General features: G+C 60.2%; 17 protein-coding genes. All 17 read right to left on the bottom strand.

The window, feature by feature from the left end; all coding sequences use genetic code 11:
* Positions 1-124 precede the first annotated feature (124 nt).
* A complete protein-coding gene (locus tag NN484_RS25195) occupies positions 125-916 on the bottom strand; it encodes an amidohydrolase (RefSeq protein WP_274658176.1) in 792 nt (263 codons plus the stop codon).
* The gene (locus tag NN484_RS25190; protein ID WP_274658175.1) at positions 904-2,052 is read right to left on the bottom strand and encodes a pyridoxal phosphate-dependent aminotransferase; all 1,149 of its coding nucleotides are present in this window, start codon (positions 2,050-2,052) and stop codon (positions 904-906) included. Before NN484_RS25190 ends, NN484_RS25195 begins: the two co-directional genes overlap by 13 nt.
* Before the next feature lie 246 nt (positions 2,053-2,298).
* Positions 2,299-3,771, bottom strand: a complete 1,473-nt coding sequence (gene der, locus NN484_RS25185; protein WP_025109212.1) for a ribosome biogenesis GTPase Der — start codon at positions 3,769-3,771, stop codon at positions 2,299-2,301.
* A gap of 136 nt (positions 3,772-3,907) precedes the next feature.
* Positions 3,908-5,059, bottom strand: a complete 1,152-nt coding sequence (gene bamB, locus NN484_RS25180) for an outer membrane protein assembly factor BamB (protein WP_127648222.1) — start codon at positions 5,057-5,059, stop codon at positions 3,908-3,910.
* The gene (locus tag NN484_RS25175) at positions 5,052-5,693 is read right to left on the bottom strand and encodes a YfgM family protein (protein WP_127648221.1); all 642 of its coding nucleotides are present in this window, start codon (positions 5,691-5,693) and stop codon (positions 5,052-5,054) included. Before NN484_RS25175 ends, bamB begins: the two co-directional genes overlap by 8 nt.
* Before the next feature lie 41 nt (positions 5,694-5,734).
* Positions 5,735-7,024, bottom strand: a complete 1,290-nt coding sequence (gene hisS, locus NN484_RS25170) for a histidine--tRNA ligase (protein WP_007964435.1) — start codon at positions 7,022-7,024, stop codon at positions 5,735-5,737.
* A 36-nt stretch (positions 7,025-7,060) separates the two neighbouring features.
* On the bottom strand, positions 7,061-8,170 hold the full coding sequence (gene ispG / locus NN484_RS25165; protein WP_025109215.1) for a flavodoxin-dependent (E)-4-hydroxy-3-methylbut-2-enyl-diphosphate synthase: 1,110 nt from the start codon (positions 8,168-8,170) through the stop codon (positions 7,061-7,063).
* 3 nt (positions 8,171-8,173) lie between these two features.
* The gene (locus NN484_RS25160; protein ID WP_127648220.1) at positions 8,174-9,208 is read right to left on the bottom strand and encodes a RodZ domain-containing protein; all 1,035 of its coding nucleotides are present in this window, start codon (positions 9,206-9,208) and stop codon (positions 8,174-8,176) included.
* On the bottom strand, positions 9,208-9,966 hold the full coding sequence (pilW, locus tag NN484_RS25155) for a type IV pilus biogenesis/stability protein PilW (protein ID WP_127648219.1): 759 nt from the start codon (positions 9,964-9,966) through the stop codon (positions 9,208-9,210). The genes NN484_RS25160 and pilW overlap by 1 nt, the downstream gene beginning before the upstream one ends.
* 12 nt (positions 9,967-9,978) lie before the next feature.
* Positions 9,979-11,127: a dual-specificity RNA methyltransferase RlmN gene (gene rlmN / locus NN484_RS25150; protein ID WP_003227893.1), complete on the bottom strand. Its 1,149-nt coding sequence runs from the start codon at positions 11,125-11,127 to the stop codon at positions 9,979-9,981.
* A gap of 28 nt (positions 11,128-11,155) precedes the next feature.
* Complete coding sequence (ndk, locus tag NN484_RS25145) at positions 11,156-11,581, bottom strand: nucleoside-diphosphate kinase (protein WP_003227894.1); 426 nt, start codon at positions 11,579-11,581, stop codon at positions 11,156-11,158.
* An 88-nt stretch (positions 11,582-11,669) separates the two neighbouring features.
* A complete protein-coding gene (iscX, locus tag NN484_RS25140) occupies positions 11,670-11,870 on the bottom strand; it encodes a Fe-S cluster assembly protein IscX (protein ID WP_027619659.1) in 201 nt (66 codons plus the stop codon).
* A gap of 14 nt (positions 11,871-11,884) precedes the next feature.
* Entirely contained in the window at positions 11,885-12,226 is a 342-nt protein-coding gene (gene fdx / locus NN484_RS25135) for an ISC system 2Fe-2S type ferredoxin (protein WP_127648217.1), read from the bottom strand.
* Positions 12,226-14,091, bottom strand: a complete 1,866-nt coding sequence (gene hscA / locus NN484_RS25130) for a Fe-S protein assembly chaperone HscA (protein WP_274658174.1) — start codon at positions 14,089-14,091, stop codon at positions 12,226-12,228. Before hscA ends, fdx begins: the two co-directional genes overlap by 1 nt.
* Before the next feature lie 51 nt (positions 14,092-14,142).
* On the bottom strand, positions 14,143-14,664 hold the full coding sequence (hscB, locus tag NN484_RS25125) for a co-chaperone HscB (RefSeq protein WP_102357322.1): 522 nt from the start codon (positions 14,662-14,664) through the stop codon (positions 14,143-14,145).
* A gap of 8 nt (positions 14,665-14,672) precedes the next feature.
* A complete protein-coding gene (iscA, locus tag NN484_RS25120) occupies positions 14,673-14,996 on the bottom strand; it encodes an iron-sulfur cluster assembly protein IscA (protein ID WP_003227904.1) in 324 nt (107 codons plus the stop codon).
* Positions 14,997-15,024: 28 nt separating this feature from the next.
* Positions 15,025-15,411, bottom strand: coding sequence for a Fe-S cluster assembly scaffold IscU (iscU, locus tag NN484_RS25115; protein WP_003227907.1), 387 nt, complete (start codon positions 15,409-15,411; stop codon positions 15,025-15,027).
* Positions 15,412-15,476 lie beyond the last annotated feature (65 nt).

Here is a 15,476-nt window from a genome sequence, read left to right as displayed (position 1 = left end):
GGCCCCGGGGTGCGAACGCCGGGGCCTTTTTGTTGAAGATCAAAAGATCGCAGCCTTCGGCAGCGCCTACAGGATGTACGCCGTCCCGTTGTAGGAGCTGCCGAAGGCTGCGATCTTTTACTTTTCAGGTGAACTCGAAGGTGTCGGCATCCAGATTCGCCGGAAAGCGCTCGCGATAAGCCGCCAGTGGCGCCGCTTCCAGCACCGCTTTGAACACCCCGTCCGCCTCCCCCGCCGCCAGCAACGTTTCGCCCTGGAAATCCAGCACCTGACTGTCACCGGTATAGGCAAACCCCTTGCCGTCAGTGCCGACGCGATTCACTGCCGCCACATAGCACAGGTTTTCAATAGCCCGCGCCGGCAACAAACGGTTCCAGTGCAGACGCCGTGCGCCCGGCCAGTTGGCGGTGTACAGCAGCAGATCGGTGTCCTGGGCGTCGCGACTCCACACCGGGAAGCGCAGGTCGTAACAAATCAACGGGCGAACACGCCAGCCCTTGAGTTCGAACTGCACCTGACGCTCGCCGGGAGTGTAGTGGTTGTGCTCGCCGGCCATGCGGAACAGGTGGCGCTTGTCGTAATGCCAGACTTCACCGTCCGGGCGCGCCCACAGCAGGCGGTTGCGATGGCTGCCGTCGGCGGCCTGAATGATCACGCTGCCGGTGATCACCGCGTTGAGCTTCGCGGCTTGCGCCTTCATCCACTTGCGGGTCGGGCCGTTCTCGGCTTCAGCGAGGGTCTCGGACTCCATGGAGAAACCGGTGGTGAACATCTCCGGCAGAATAATCAGGTCAGCCCCTCGGGCCTGCTCCAGCAGCGCGTCGAAGTGTTCAAGGTTGGCCTGACGGTCGTGCCAAACCAGGCTGGTCTGGATCAGCGCCAGATTGAGGTCGGGCAAAGCACTCAGATCACGCATAGTTTTGCCGCTGCCTCGCGCAGCGTCTCCTCGCGTTTGGCAAAGCACAGGCGCACCAGGCGCTGGCCTTCGGGGGGATTCTGGTAGAACACCGACACCGGGATGCTCGCCACGCCGTGCTCGCGGGTCATCCACATCGCCATGTCGACGTCGTTCAAGTCAGGACGAATCTGCGAGTAATCGACCAACTGGAAGTAGGTGCCGGTCACGCGGGTGAAGGTGAATCGCGACGGTGCCAGCAGATCGCAGAACAGGTCGCGCTTGGCCTGATAGAAACCCGGCAGCTCTTCAACGTGCTCCGGATGCTCGGCCATGTAATCGGCCAAGGCGTATTGCAGCGGCGTGACACCGCAGAAACTGACGTACTGGTGCACCTTGCGCAGCTCGGCGGTCAGCGCTGGCGGAGCGACCACATAGCCAGTCTTCCAGCCTGTGACGTGGTAGGTCTTGCCGAACGAGCTGACCACGAAGGCGCGCTGATACAGTTCTTCATGGGCCAGCACGCTGACATGCGGCACGCCGTCGAATACCAGGTGTTCATACACCTCATCGCTGATCAGGTAGATGTCGCGACCACGAATCAACTGCGCCAGTTGATCCAGCTCCGCGCGACTGATCAGTGCACCGCTCGGGTTGTGCGGGCTGTTGATGACGATCATTTTCGTGCGCGGACTCAGGGCCGCGGCGAGTTTGTCGAAGTCGATGGAGAAATCGTCCGGGCTCAGTTGCACATGCACGCAACGACCGCCCGCCAACTCCGTCGCCGGTTCGTAGCTGTCATAGCACGGGTCGAACACGATCACTTCGTCGCCGCTGTGGATAACCGCCTGAATCGCACAGAAGATCGCCTGGGTCGCGCCCGGCGTCACCGTCACTTCGCTGTCGGCATCAACCTTCACCCCATAACTGCGAGCGATTTTCGCCGCGATCTGCTCGCGCAGGGCCGGCAGGCCCGTCATCGGCGAATATTGGTTATGGCCGCTGGCGATATGCCGACCGACCGCATCACGCAGGGACTGCGGGCCGTCGAAATCAGGAAAACCCTGAGACAGGTTGATGGCTCCGGTCTGCGCCGCGAGCTGAGACATCTGCGTGAAAATAGTGATGCCGACATTCGGCAGCTTACTGGTGATCATCGGGGGTTCCCTGCTCTACACCCGGCTCTGACGGCGGCGCGGGAGAGCCCGAGGATAGCCCATCCGGCGCCCATAAAAAAAGGGCGCTCAACTGAGCACCCTTCTTGTCGCCGAACCTTGTAGGAGCCGCCGCAGGCTGCGATCTTTTGATCTTGTTTTCAACGCAAAGTCAAAAGATCGCAGGCTTCGCCAGCTCCTACAGAAGTGTTGAGTATTCCCACGCCATTGTGGGAACAACCCACTTGATCACTTCTTGTCGCGGCGCTTCTTGCTGGCTTTCTTGTTGTGCGACATCAAGCGACGCTTCTTGTTGACCTGGCGGTCGGTCAGCGTGTTCTTGTTGCCTTCGTACGGGTTCTCGCCGCCCTTGAACTCGATGCGGATCGGCGTACCGACCAGCTTCAGAACGCGGCGATAGGTGTTTTCCAGATAGCGCACATACGACTTCGGCACTTTCTCGATCTGGTTACCGTGGATCACGATGATCGGCGGGTTCGCACCACCCAGGTGAGCGTAACGCAGCTTGATCCGGCGGCTGTTGACCATCGGCGGCTGGTGTTCGCTGACCGCGTCTTCGAGAATCTGGGTCAGACGGCTGGTCGGCCAGCGGGTGACCGCAGATTTGAACGAGTTCTGCACCGACGCGTAGAGGTTGCCCACGCCAGTACCGTGCAGCGCCGAGATGAAGTGGATGTCGGCGTAATCAACGAAGAACAGGCGACGCTGCAGCTCGACTTTCACGAAGTCGCGCTCGCTTGGCGTCATGCCGTCCCATTTGTTGATCGCGATGACCAGCGCACGACCGGATTCGATCGCGAAGCCCAGCAGGTTGAGGTCGTGATCGACCACACCTTCGCGGGCGTCCATCACGAAGATCACCACGTTGGCGTCTTTGATCGCCTGCAGGGTTTTGACCACGGAGAACTTTTCGACTTCTTCGTGGATCTTGCCGCGCTTGCGCACACCGGCGGTGTCGATCAGCGTGTACTTCTCGTCGTTACGCTCGAACGGGATGTAAATACTGTCGCGGGTGGTGCCTGGCTGATCGTAGACGATTACCCGGTCTTCACCGAGCATGCGGTTGACCAGGGTCGACTTGCCGACGTTCGGACGGCCGATGATGGCGATCTTGATCCCGTCTTTTTCGCTCGGGCCAGGAATGCGCTTGGCTTCCTCGCCTTCGGCGACGATCTCTTCCTCTTCGCCTTCCTGCGGCTCGTCTTCGTCACGTGGGAAATCGCTCAGTGCCGCTTCCAGCAGTTGAGTGATACCACGGCCGTGAGCACCGGCGATCGGGATCGCGTGGCCCATGCCCAGCGGGGCGAATTCGGCGCGGGCCATTTCCGGGTCGATGTTGTCGACCTTGTTGGCGACCACGTGGGAACGCTTGTTACGCTTGCGCAGGTGTTCGGCGATCATCTGGTCGGCGGCGGTGAAACCGGCCTTGGCATCTACCAGGAACAACACAACATCCGCTTCTTCAATGGCCAGCAGCGACTGCTCGGCCATTTTTTCGTCCATACCGTGTTCGTCACCGGAGATACCGCCGGTGTCGATCAGAATGTAGGAACGCCCTTGCCACTTGGCCTCACCGTACTGGCGATCACGGGTCAGACCGGACAAGTCGCCGACGATGGCGTCACGTGTCCTGGTCAGGCGGTTGAACAAGGTGGATTTGCCGACGTTAGGTCGGCCCACCAGGGCGATTACGGGAACCATGCGGCTCTCCACTTCGTTATTTCAGAAAATACAAAAGCCGCTGCGAGGCAGCGGCTGGTGCTCGGGGCAACGCCTGTAAGCGCTGCAAGCCCCATGAATCCGGGGCCGCTTGGGGGTTAAACCCCAAGCATAGTTGTTACTTGATGGTCAGGGCTTCCAGTTTGCCGCTGTTGCCATACACATAGATCGTGTTGCCCACCACCAGCGGACGGGCACGCAGGCCGTCACTGTCGATACGCTCACGACCCACGAAACGACCGTCCACCTGGCTCAACAGGTGCAGGTAACCTTCCATGTCACCAACGGCTACATAGCTGGAGAACACTTCCGGCGCCGACAGTTGACGGCGGGCCAACGAATCGTTGCTCCACAGCGCGGTGGTGGAACGCTCGTCGACGCCTTCAACGGTGCCCGAGGACAGGCTCACATAGACGCTGCCAAAACCTTGGGCGACACCGGCATAGCTCGACGCATCGCGCTGCCAGAGTTGACGGCCGCTTTGCAAATCGAGTGCCGCGACGCGGCCCTGATAGCTGGCGACGTACAGGGTTTCGCCGGACAGCAGCAGGCCGCCGTCGATGTCGACCACGCGCTCCAGTTCCGAACGACCCTGCGGGATCGCGACCCGTTGTTCCCAGACCGGCACGCCGTTGGAAATGTCCAGGGCAACCACTTTACCGGTCGACAGGCCTGCCACCGCGAGGCGGTTGGTCACGACTGGCGCGCTGGTGCCGCGTAGGGTCAGTACCGCAGGGGTGCTGTCGTAGGTCCAGCGACGGTTGCCGGTGGCCGCGTCCAGGCCGATCAGGCGATCGTCCTGAGTCTGTACCACCACCACGTCGCCGTTGTTGGCCGGCGGCGCGAGGACTTCGCTGGATACCCGGGCGCGCCACTTCTCTTCACCGTTGATGGCGTCGAGGGCAACGATTTCACCCTTGAGGGTACCGATCGTGACCAGACCATAACCCACGCCAACGGCGCCGGAGACAGGCAGTTCAAGATCCTTTTTCCACTTCACGTCGCCATTGCTGCGATCCATGGCCATCAGCACGCCGGTCACATCGGCCGCGTAGATGGTGTCACCATCGATCGCCGGCACCAGCATGTTGTAGGTTTCGCCCTGACCGTCACCGATCGAACGGCTCCACTGCTTTTGCAGAACCACTTCTTCTTTGAAGTCGGTCAACTCGGCCGGTGGCAGTTCTTTTTTGCTGTTGCTGCTGCAACCCGCGGCCAGAATGGCCAGAGCCAGCAATGCTGCATGCTTCCAACGGATCACGTCACGCATCCCCTTTGGCCAGGTCGTCGAGCTTGATTTGAAGGCCACCGACTGCCGCTTCATCCGACAGTGCCGCCTTGGCTTTTTGATACGCCGCGTTCGCTTCGTCAGTACGACCCAGCTGTACCAGCAGGTCGCCCTTGAGTTCTTCACGAGTGGCCAGGAACGCCTTGTCGGCATCGCCGTCGAGCAGCTTCAGGGCGTCATCGGCCTTGTTCTGCGCACCCAGCACCTGAGCCAGACGCTGACGGGCGATTTCGCCCAACGCCGGGTTGGCCGGTTTGGCAACGATGGCTTTGAGTTCGGTCGCCGCGTCGTCCAGCTTGCCGCTGTCGACCGCTACTTTTGCCACGAACAGGCTGCCGTACTGTGCGTACGCCGTGCCGCCGAATTCGCTGTTGAGCTTGCCGGCCAGATCCGCAACGCGTGCAGCGTCAGGCTTGCCGTCCGGGGTCAGCGTGGTTTCCAGCAGTTGCTGATAGAGCACCGAGGCGCCTTGCGACTGGTTGCTCTGATACTTGTGAAAAGCCTGCCAGCCGAACACGATGACCAGCGCCAACAGGCCGCCGGTGACCAGAGGTTTGCCGTTGCGTGTCCACCAGTCCTTCAAATCCGCCAACTGTTCGTCTTCGGTACTCGACACCCCAATACTCCTTAATCGCTAAATCGGCTGTTTAGACAGCTTCAACCCTGCACGACGCAGGTGGCCAGGTGAGCGGCAAGCGCATCCCAGGCAATGCTTTGTTGTTCGCCCTGGCCACGCAGGGGTTTGAAACCTACCACTTGCTGGGCCATTTCGTCGTCACCCAGGATCAGTGCGTACAACGCACCGCTCTTGTCGGCTTTCTTGAACTGGCTTTTGAAGCTGCCGGCGCCGGCATTGACTTGCAGACGCAGGTTTGGAAGCTGGTCACGCACCCGCTCGGCCAGTGCCAGACCGGCCAGTTCGGCCTGCTCGCCAAAGGCGCAGAGGTAGACGTCGACCTGACGGGAGATTTCTTCCGGGATCTGCTCCAGGGTTTCGAGCATCAATACCAGACGCTCGATGCCCATGGCGAAACCAACGCCGGTGGTCGGCTTGCCGCCCATCTGCTCGACCAGACCGTCGTAACGACCGCCCGCGCAGACAGTGCCCTGGGCGCCGAGCTTGTCGGTGACCCATTCGAATACGGTTTTGCTGTAGTAATCGAGGCCGCGCACCAGTTTCGGGTTGAGCACGTAGGGAATGCCGACGGCATCCAGACGGGCCTTCAGGCCTTCGAAGTGGGCACGGGACTCGTCGTCCAGGTAGTCAGCCATTTTCGGCGCATCGACCAGCACCGCCTGAGTGTCGGCATTTTTGGTGTCGAGCACGCGCAACGGGTTGGTTTTCAGACGACGCTGACTGTCTTCGTCGAGCTTGTCGTGGTGCGCCGAGAGGTACTCGACCAGCGCTTCACGATAGCGACCACGGGACTCGCTGGTGCCCAGGCTGTTGAGTTCGAGCTTGACCGCATCACGAATGCCCAGCTCGCCCCACAGGCGCCAGGTCATGATGATCAGCTCGGCGTCGATGTCCGGACCGTCGAGGTTGAACACCTCCAGACCGATCTGGTGGAACTGGCGATAACGGCCTTTCTGCGGACGCTCGTGACGGAACATCGGACCGATGTACCAGAGCTTCTGCACCTGACCACCACCGGTGATGCCGTGCTCGAGCACCGCACGCACGCACGCCGCGGTGCCTTCCGGACGCAGGGTCAGGGAGTCGCCGTTGCGGTCTTCGAAGGTGTACATCTCTTTTTCGACGATGTCGGTCACTTCACCGATCGAGCGCTTGAACAGCTCGGTGAATTCGACGATCGGCATGCGGATCTGCTTGTAACCGTAGTTATCCAGCAGACGCGCGACAGTGCCCTCGAAATAACGCCACAGCGGGGTCTGTTCGGGCAGGATGTCGTTCATGCCACGAATGGCTTGCAGAGACTTGCTCACTTTAAATCCTTAAATTCGTTCGGCGCTTCAGTCAGGTCAGCCGCGTGCGATAACCGCTGCGTCAGCTTCGACCTTCTCGGCCGCTTTCTCGCGGATCAGCTTTTCCAGCTCGTCCACCAGATTGTCATTCGTCAGTTTCTGCGACGGCTTGCCGTCGATGTAAATCAGGTTTGGCGTGCCGCCGGTCAAGCCGATATGGGCTTCCTTGGCTTCGCCGGGGCCGTTGACCACGCAACCGATCACCGCGACATCCAGCGGCACCAGCAGGTCTTCAAGGCGCCCTTCCAGCTCGTTCATGGTCTTGACCACATCGAAGTTCTGCCGCGAGCAGCTCGGGCAGGCGATGAAGTTGATGCCACGGGAACGCAGATGCAAAGACTTGAGAATGTCGTAACCGACCTTCACTTCCTCGACCGGGTCGGCCGCCAGCGAGATGCGGATAGTATCGCCAATCCCCTCGGCGAGCAGCATACCTAGGCCCACGGCGGATTTCACTGTGCCCGAACGCAATCCACCGGCTTCGGTGATGCCCAGGTGCAGCGGCTGGACGATTTCCTTGGCCAGCAAACGGTAGGCTTCTACGGCCATGAACACGTCGGAAGCTTTCACGCTGACCTTGAAGTCCTGGAAATTCAGGCGTTCGAGGTGCTCGACATGACGCAGCGCGGACTCGACCAGCGCGGCCGGCGTCGGCTCGCCGTACTTCTTCTGCAGGTCTTTTTCCAGGGAACCGGCGTTGACGCCGATACGGATCGGGATCCCACGGTCACGGGCAGCATCGACCACGGCGCGCACACGGTCTTCACGACCGATGTTGCCCGGGTTGATGCGCAAGCAGTCCACACCCAGTTCGGCGACGCGCAAGGCGATCTTGTAGTCGAAGTGGATGTCGGCAACCAGCGGCACCTTGACCAGTTGCTTGATCTTGCCGAACGCCTCGGCGGCGTCCATGTCCGGTACCGAAACGCGGACGATGTCGACGCCGGCAGCTTCCAGACGATTGATCTGGGCGACGGTGGCAGCGACATCATTGGTGTCGCTGTTGGTCATGCTCTGCACAGCGATAGGCGCATCGCCGCCAACAGGCACGTTACCGACCCAGATCTTGCGCGAAACGCGACGTTTGATTGGAGATTCGCCGTGCATGACTTATTGACCCAACTTCAGGCGAGCAGTCTCGCCACTGGTGAACGGAGCGATATCGACCGGTTGGCCGTTGTAGCTGACCTGTGCGGCGCGAGCCACACCCAGGCGTACCGCCAGTGGCGGCTTGCCGGAAACCGAGACGCTGTCGCCTTTGTGTTTCAGACCACTGAACAGCACCTTGCCGCGACCATCGGTGACCTGCGCCCAGCAATCGGCGGTGAACTGCAGTTGCACCTGACCGTCACCGGCAGCTGGAGTCGCCGCTTCTGCGGTTGGCGCAGGCGTCGCCGGGACGATTGGCGCGGTAACGGTCGGCGCCGGGGTGGCCGGAACGTTCGGTGCCGGTGCAGCCGGAGTGGCGACAACCGGGGCCGGAGTGTGAGCCGGTGCGACTGGCGCTACGACCGGTGCTGCTGGAGCTGCGGCCGGAGCGGCTGGCTCGGCACCGGTCGATTCAGCGGTGGTTTCCGACTGTGGCAGGGCCAGAGCGGTTGCACCCTCCGCCTGACCTTCGGCAACGGCCTGGTCTTCCGGCTCGTCGATCGGGTGAATCTGCGTGGTGCCGTCGGCGCCTTCGACTTCAACGTGCTCCGGGGCCAGACTGGTCAAGTCCTTGGTGCGCAGCGAGGTCTGATCCTGCCACCAGACGAAACCGCCGCCGATGACTGCGATCAGCAACAGCAGGCTGACGATTCGCAAAATGGTGTGGGAAACCCGCACAGGCTCTTCGATACGACCCAGCGCATGCACATTGCTGCCCTGGGAGTCGGTGCCGGTGGACTGGTCGAATTGCTGGACCAGAACGGTCTGGTCCATGCCGAGCAATTTGGCATAGGCGCGAATGTAACCGCGAGCGAAGGTATGCCCCGGCAGCTTGTCGAAAGCGCCAGCCTCAAGATTGCTCAGGGAAGTCACAGTGAGGTTGAGCTTGAGGGCCACTTCGGCCAGCGACCAGCCATTGCTTTCGCGGGCCTGGCGCAAAGTCTCACCGGGATTAACGCGAGTCGCTGCTACAACTTCGGGATGCGCCGCTTTCATCATTGCTCCGACAGGTATTGCTGATATTCCGGCGTACCGGGATAGAGTCGTTTTAATTGCAGGCCGTAACTGGCGGCCTTGTCGCGATCTTCAAACACTTTTGCCAGCCGAACGCCGAGCAATAGACTACGTGCATTTTGCTCGGTTAGCAGGCTGAAACGGTCGTAATAGTCACGCGCGGGCACATAATGCCTGTCTTCGAAGGACAACTCAGCCATTTCCAGCAAGGCACGCGGTTGTTGACGGTTCAGCCGCAGGGCTTTTTCCAGTTGCTGCTGCGCCAGCTCCCGCTGCCCGAGCTTTGCCGCGGTCATGCCGAGGTTCTCGAACACCCGCGAACGCTCAGGATACAGGGTATCGGCGGCTGCCTGTTCAAAACGCTCGTAGGCTTCCTTGTAACGCTGTTCTTCGTAGAGAAAACTGCCGTAATTGTTGAGGATACGGGCATCGGTGGGGCGGGAGGACAAGGCTTTGCGAAAGTGTTCGTCGGCCAGCTTCGGTTCCATTTCGGCCTGGAACACCAACCCGAGGGCGGCGTTGGCATCAGGATCGGAACCGTCCAGTTCCAGGGCCTTTTTCAGCGGCACCTTGGCCCGCTCGGTCATCCCTTGCTGCAGGTATCCCAGTCCCAACTGCACGTAGGCAGCCCGCGCTTCATCGCGGCCCTTGCTGGTCTTCATCGGGTTGTAGTCACCCGACAGGACACAACCAGCACACAGGCTGGCCATCAGCAACAGCAGCGCAAAGCGCAGGGACATAGAGATCCTCTCTTAGTTAGTGTTCGCGGCGTTCTGTGCCAGATCGCTGTCGGCGCTCAACTCGCGCACGGCGATGTAACGTTCGCTGCGACGGGTGCGATCCAGCACCTGCCCTACCAATTGACCACACGCGGCGTCGATGTCTTCACCACGGGTGGTGCGAACAGTGACGTTGAAACCGGCTTGATGCAACTGATCCTGGAACCGACGAATGGCGTTGTTGCTCGGCCGCTCGTACCCGGAGTGCGGGAACGGGTTGAACGGAATCAGGTTGATCTTGCACGGAATGTCTTTCAGCAGTTCGATCATTTCCACCGCGTGCTCAAGCTTGTCGTTGACGTCCTTGAGCAAGGTGTACTCGATGGTCAGCACACGTTTCTCGCCAAGGGCGGACATGTAGCGCTGGCACGACTCGAGCAGCATCTTAAGCGGATATTTCTTGTTGATCGGCACCAATTGGTTACGCAATGCGTCATTCGGTGCGTGCAGGGACAACGCCAGGGAGACATCAATGTGCTTGGCCAGCTCATCGATCATCGGCACCACACCCGACGTGGACAGGGTCACGCGGCGCTTGGAGATCCCGTAGCCCAGGTCATCCATCATCAGATGCATGGCGGCCACGACGTTGTCGAAGTTCAGCAACGGCTCGCCCATGCCCATCATCACCACGTTGGTGATGGCGCGGTCGATAGTGGCCGGGACGCTGCCGAAAGATTTGTTGGCAATCCACACCTGCCCGATGACTTCGGCGGCGGTGAGGTTGCTGTTGAAGCCTTGCTTGCCGGTGGAGCAGAAACTGCAGTCCAGGGCACAGCCTGCCTGGGACGAAACGCACAGCGTGCCGCGTTTGCCCTGGGGAATGTACACGGTCTCGACACAGCTGCCGGACGCCACGCGCACCACCCACTTACGGGTGCCGTCGCTGGAAATGTCCTCGCTGACCACTTCGGGACCACGAACCTCGGCAATAGCCTTGAGCTTGTCGCGCAAGGCCTTGCTGACGTTCGTCATGGCGTCGAAATCATCGACGCCAAAGTGGTGAATCCATTTCATTACCTGACCGGCACGGAAACGCTTCTCCCCGATTGAGTCGAAGAATTTTTCCATTTCCGGCTGGGTCAGCCCCAGCAGGTTGGTTTTAACAGTCGATGTAGTCATGGATTCACCTTCACTCTTAAGCCAATGCTTAGCGAGTGGTTACTTCAGTAGCTGCGAAGAAGTACGAGATTTCGCGAGCAGCAGCGGCTTCGGAGTCCGAACCGTGAACGGCGTTGGCGTCGATCGACTCAGCGAAGTCAGCACGGATGGTGCCGGCAGCAGCTTCTTTAGGGTTGGTAGCGCCCATCAGCTCACGGTTGCGAGCGATAGCGTTTTCGCCTTCCAGAACCTGAACAACCACTGGACCGGAGATCATGAAAGCAACCAGGTCACCGAAGAAACCACGCTCTTTGTGCTCAGCGTAGAAGCCTTCAGCTTCGGCTTTGGACAGCTGCTTCATTTTCGAAGCAACAACTTTCAGACCAGCCTTTTCGAAACGGGTAACGATTTCGCCGGCAGCGCCTTTAGCAACGGCGTCAGGCTTGATGATGGAGAAAGTACGTTGAACAGCCATGGTGTAACTCCAGAAACAGTAATTTGCGAAAAATTAAACCCGCGAATTATACGCGGGTTCTTGGGTATTGCCTAACCTGCGAGGACGATCAGTCGACTTCTTCGATCCAGAGCGCCTGAACCGCTTCCAACACCTTCTCGCCGACACGGCCGGAGGTGTTGTCGAAGTCAGGCAGTTCCATGATCCATCGCTGCAGGTCGACGAAATTGACAGAAAGCGGATCTACATCCGGCTTGGCTTCGGCCAATTCTTCTGCAATGCGTTGAACATCATTCCAACCGTAGCTCATGACAGTCTTACCAGTCAGTGCGGCGCTTCGGCCGCATGGTTAAGCGAATATTTCGGAATCTCGACGGTGATGTCTTCCTCACCGACGATAGCCTGACAGGCCAGGCGCGATTGCGCTTCCAGGCCCCAGGCACGATCGAGGAAGTCTTCTTCCAGCTCGTCAGCCTCTTCCAGCGAGTCGAAACCCTCGCGGATGATGCAGTGGCACGTGGTGCAGGCGCAAACGCCACCACAGGCACTTTCCATCTCGATATGGTGCTCATGAGCCAGTTCGAGAATCGAAATGCCCGGCTCAGCCTCTACAACCATGCCTTCAGGGCAGAACTTCTCGTGGGGCAGAAAAATGACCTGCGGCATCAGATATCCTCGATTTCATTCAGGTTGCGCCCCGACAGAGCGGCTTTCACCGTCAGGTCCATGCGGCGGGCAGCAAAAGCATCGGTCACTTGCGACAGACGCTTGGTCTGCTGCTCGATGGCGTAACCATCGGTACCTTTCATCAGTTCGGTGAGTTCCTGCACTTGCAGGTCGATGACCATGCGCTCTTCGGCATCGAGCAAGCGCTCGCCATCGGCCTCCAGAGCGCCCTGCACCGCTTCGATCAGGCGCTGGGCATCGACTTGCTGTTCACGCAGAACACGGGCGACCTTGTCGTCGTTGGCGTGCTGGAACGAATCTTTCAGCATTTTGGCGATTTCGCCGTCGGTCAGGCCGTAGGACGGCTTGACCTGAATGCTCGCTTCAACGCCCGACCCCAGTTCACGGGCAGACACGCTGAGCAGACCGTCGGCATCGACCTGGAAGGTCACGCGAATCTTCGCCGCGCCAGCCACCATTGCCGGGATGCCGCGCAGCTCGAAGCGCGCCAGAGAGCGGCAGTCGCTGATCAGCTCGCGCTCGCCCTGCAACACGTGGATCGCCATGGCCGACTGGCCGTCTTTATACGTGGTGAAGTCCTGAGCGCGGGCAACCGGGATGGTGGTGTTGCGCGGAATCACCTTTTCCATCAGCCCGCCCATGGTTTCCAGCCCCAGGGACAGCGGAATCACGTCGAGCAGCAGCAGTTCGCCGCCATCGCGCTTGTTGCCAGCCAGCGTATCCGCCTGGATCGCGGCCCCGATGGCCACCACTTGATCCGGGTCGATTTCAGTCAAAGGCTGACGACCAAAGGCTTCGGCAACGGCTTCGCGAACACGCGGCACACGGGTCGAACCACCGACCATGACCACGGCGTGCACGTCTTCCAACTCGATACCGGAATCACGCACGGCACGGCGGCAGGCTTTCAGGCTGCGCGCAACCATCGGCTCGATCAGCGCATCGAAGGCTTCGCGGGTCAACTGCGCTTTCCAGTCACCGTAGGCGACTTCAACGCTGGCCGCATCGGACAGGGCTTCTTTGGCCGCGCACGCGGTTTGCAGCAGATTGCGTTGTGCGCCCGGATCGAGGTCGGCGGACAGATCGGCGCTCTCGATGATCCAGCCGGCAATCGCGTGATCGAAGTCGTCGCCGCCCAGTGCGCTATCGCCACCAGTGGCCAGCACCTCGAAAACACCGCCAGTCAGACGCAGAATCGAAATATCGAAGGTACCGCCGCCCAGGTCATAAATGGCCACCAGGCCTTCGGCATGTTGATCCAGACCATAAGCCACGGCGGCAGCGGTCGGCTCGTTGAGCAGACGCAGCACGTTCAGACCGGCGAGTTTTGCCGCGTCTTTGGTGGCCTGGCGCTGAGCATCGTCGAAATACGCCGGCACGGTGATCACCGCGCCAACCAATTCACCGCCCAAGGTGGCTTCAGCACGCTGACGCAGCACCTTGAGGATATCGGCGGAGACTTCGACCGGGCTTTTCGGCCCTTGCACGGTGTCGATGAACGGCATGTGCGATTCGCCGCCGACAAAGCGGTACGGCAGTTGATCGCCCAATTGCTTGACGTCGGACAGACCACGCCCCATCAGGCGCTTGACCGACAGCACAGTGTTCAAGGGATCGGAAGACGCGGCCAGCTTGGCCGACTCGCCAACCTCGACGCGATCGGCGTGATAACGCACGGCGGACGGCAGAATGACCTGCCCGTCAGCGTCGGCCAGTGGCTCGGAAAGACCACTGCGCAACGCAGCGACCAGCGAATTGGTAGTGCCCAAGTCGATCCCCACAGCCAGACGACGCTGGTGCGGTTGAGGACTTTGGCCGGGTTCGGCGATCTGCAGTAGGGCCATCGTGATCAGGACTTATCTGTATATCAGGCGTGCGACCGGAGCGGCACTGGGTTAATCGTCGAGGCGCTCTTCTAACTGGCGCACTTCGTAGGTGAGCTTGTCGAGGAACTGCATGCGCCGCATCAGGCGTTCGGCCTGTTCGCGTTGCGCCGCATCATCCCAACAGGCTGCGAAGCTTTCGTTCAATTGTTCCTGAGCGACTTTCAAGCGACGCTTGAACACCGCAACACCGTCGAGATCGGCGCTGTCCTGGAGGTCTTCGAGCTCTTCGCGCCATTGCATCTGCTGCAGAAGAAACTCGGGATCATGGACCGTGACTTCCATCGGCACTTCATGCCCGCTGATGGTCAGCAGGTAGCGCGCACGCTGGGCCGGGCTCTTGAGCGTCTGGTAGGCATCATTGAGCCGTGCAGACTGCTCGAGTGCCGCCCGCTGCTCACGCTCGGAAGCGTCGGCAAAGCGGTCAGGATGAACACCGCGCGCCAACTCACGGTAGCGCGTGGCCAACTGCTCGAGATCCAGACGGAAGCTCGGTTGCAGCTCGAATAAAGCGAAATGACAAGGAATACCCACGACAAGCCTCAGATGTTGAAGCTTTCGCCGCAGCCACATTCACCGCGTACGTTGGGATTGTTGAACTTGAAGCCTTCGTTCAACCCTTCCTTGACGAAATCGAGTTCGGTGCCGTCCAGGTAGGCCAGGCTTTTCGGGTCGATGATCACTTTCTCGCCGTGACTTTCGAACACCTGATCCTCTGCAACCACCTCGTCGACAAACTCCAGCACGTAGGCAAGGCCGGAACAGCCTGTGGTGCGAACACCCAGACGAATCCCTTCACCTTTGCCGCGCCCGTCGAGGGAGCGTCGCACGTGTCGAGCAGCCGCTTCTGTCATGCTGATAGCCATCGTTGACTCCTTACTCGTCGCGCAATGCTTAGATCAAGCCTTTCTTCTGCTTGTAGTCGCGAACGGCCGCCTTGATGGCGTCTTCAGCGAGTACCGAGCAGTGGATTTTCACTGGCGGCAGGGCCAGTTCTTCGGCCAGCTGAGTGTTCTTGATGGTCTCGGCCTCGTCCAGGGTCTTGCCCTTCATCCACTCGGTGGCGAGGGAGCTGGAAGCGATTGCCGAACCGCAGCCATAGGTTTTGAACTTGGCGTCTTCGATAACGCCCTGGTCGTTGACCTTGATCTGCAGACGCATCACGTCGCCGCACGCCGGAGCGCCGACCATGCCGGTGCCGACATCCGGGTCTTCCGCGTTCATCTTGCCGACGTTGCGCGGGTTTTCGTAGTGGTCGATGACCTTTTCGCTGTAAGCCATGGTGCTTAATCCTCACTCATCAGAGAGTCGCTCTTTAAGCCCTGCAACCTTGGGTCGCAGGGCCG

The organism is Pseudomonas serboccidentalis, assembly GCF_028830055.1.
Lineage (GTDB): Bacteria > Pseudomonadota > Gammaproteobacteria > Pseudomonadales > Pseudomonadaceae > Aquipseudomonas > Aquipseudomonas serboccidentalis.
The sequence above is the reverse complement of the archived record's forward strand: the minus strand, read 5'-3'. Positions and strand labels throughout refer to the sequence as shown.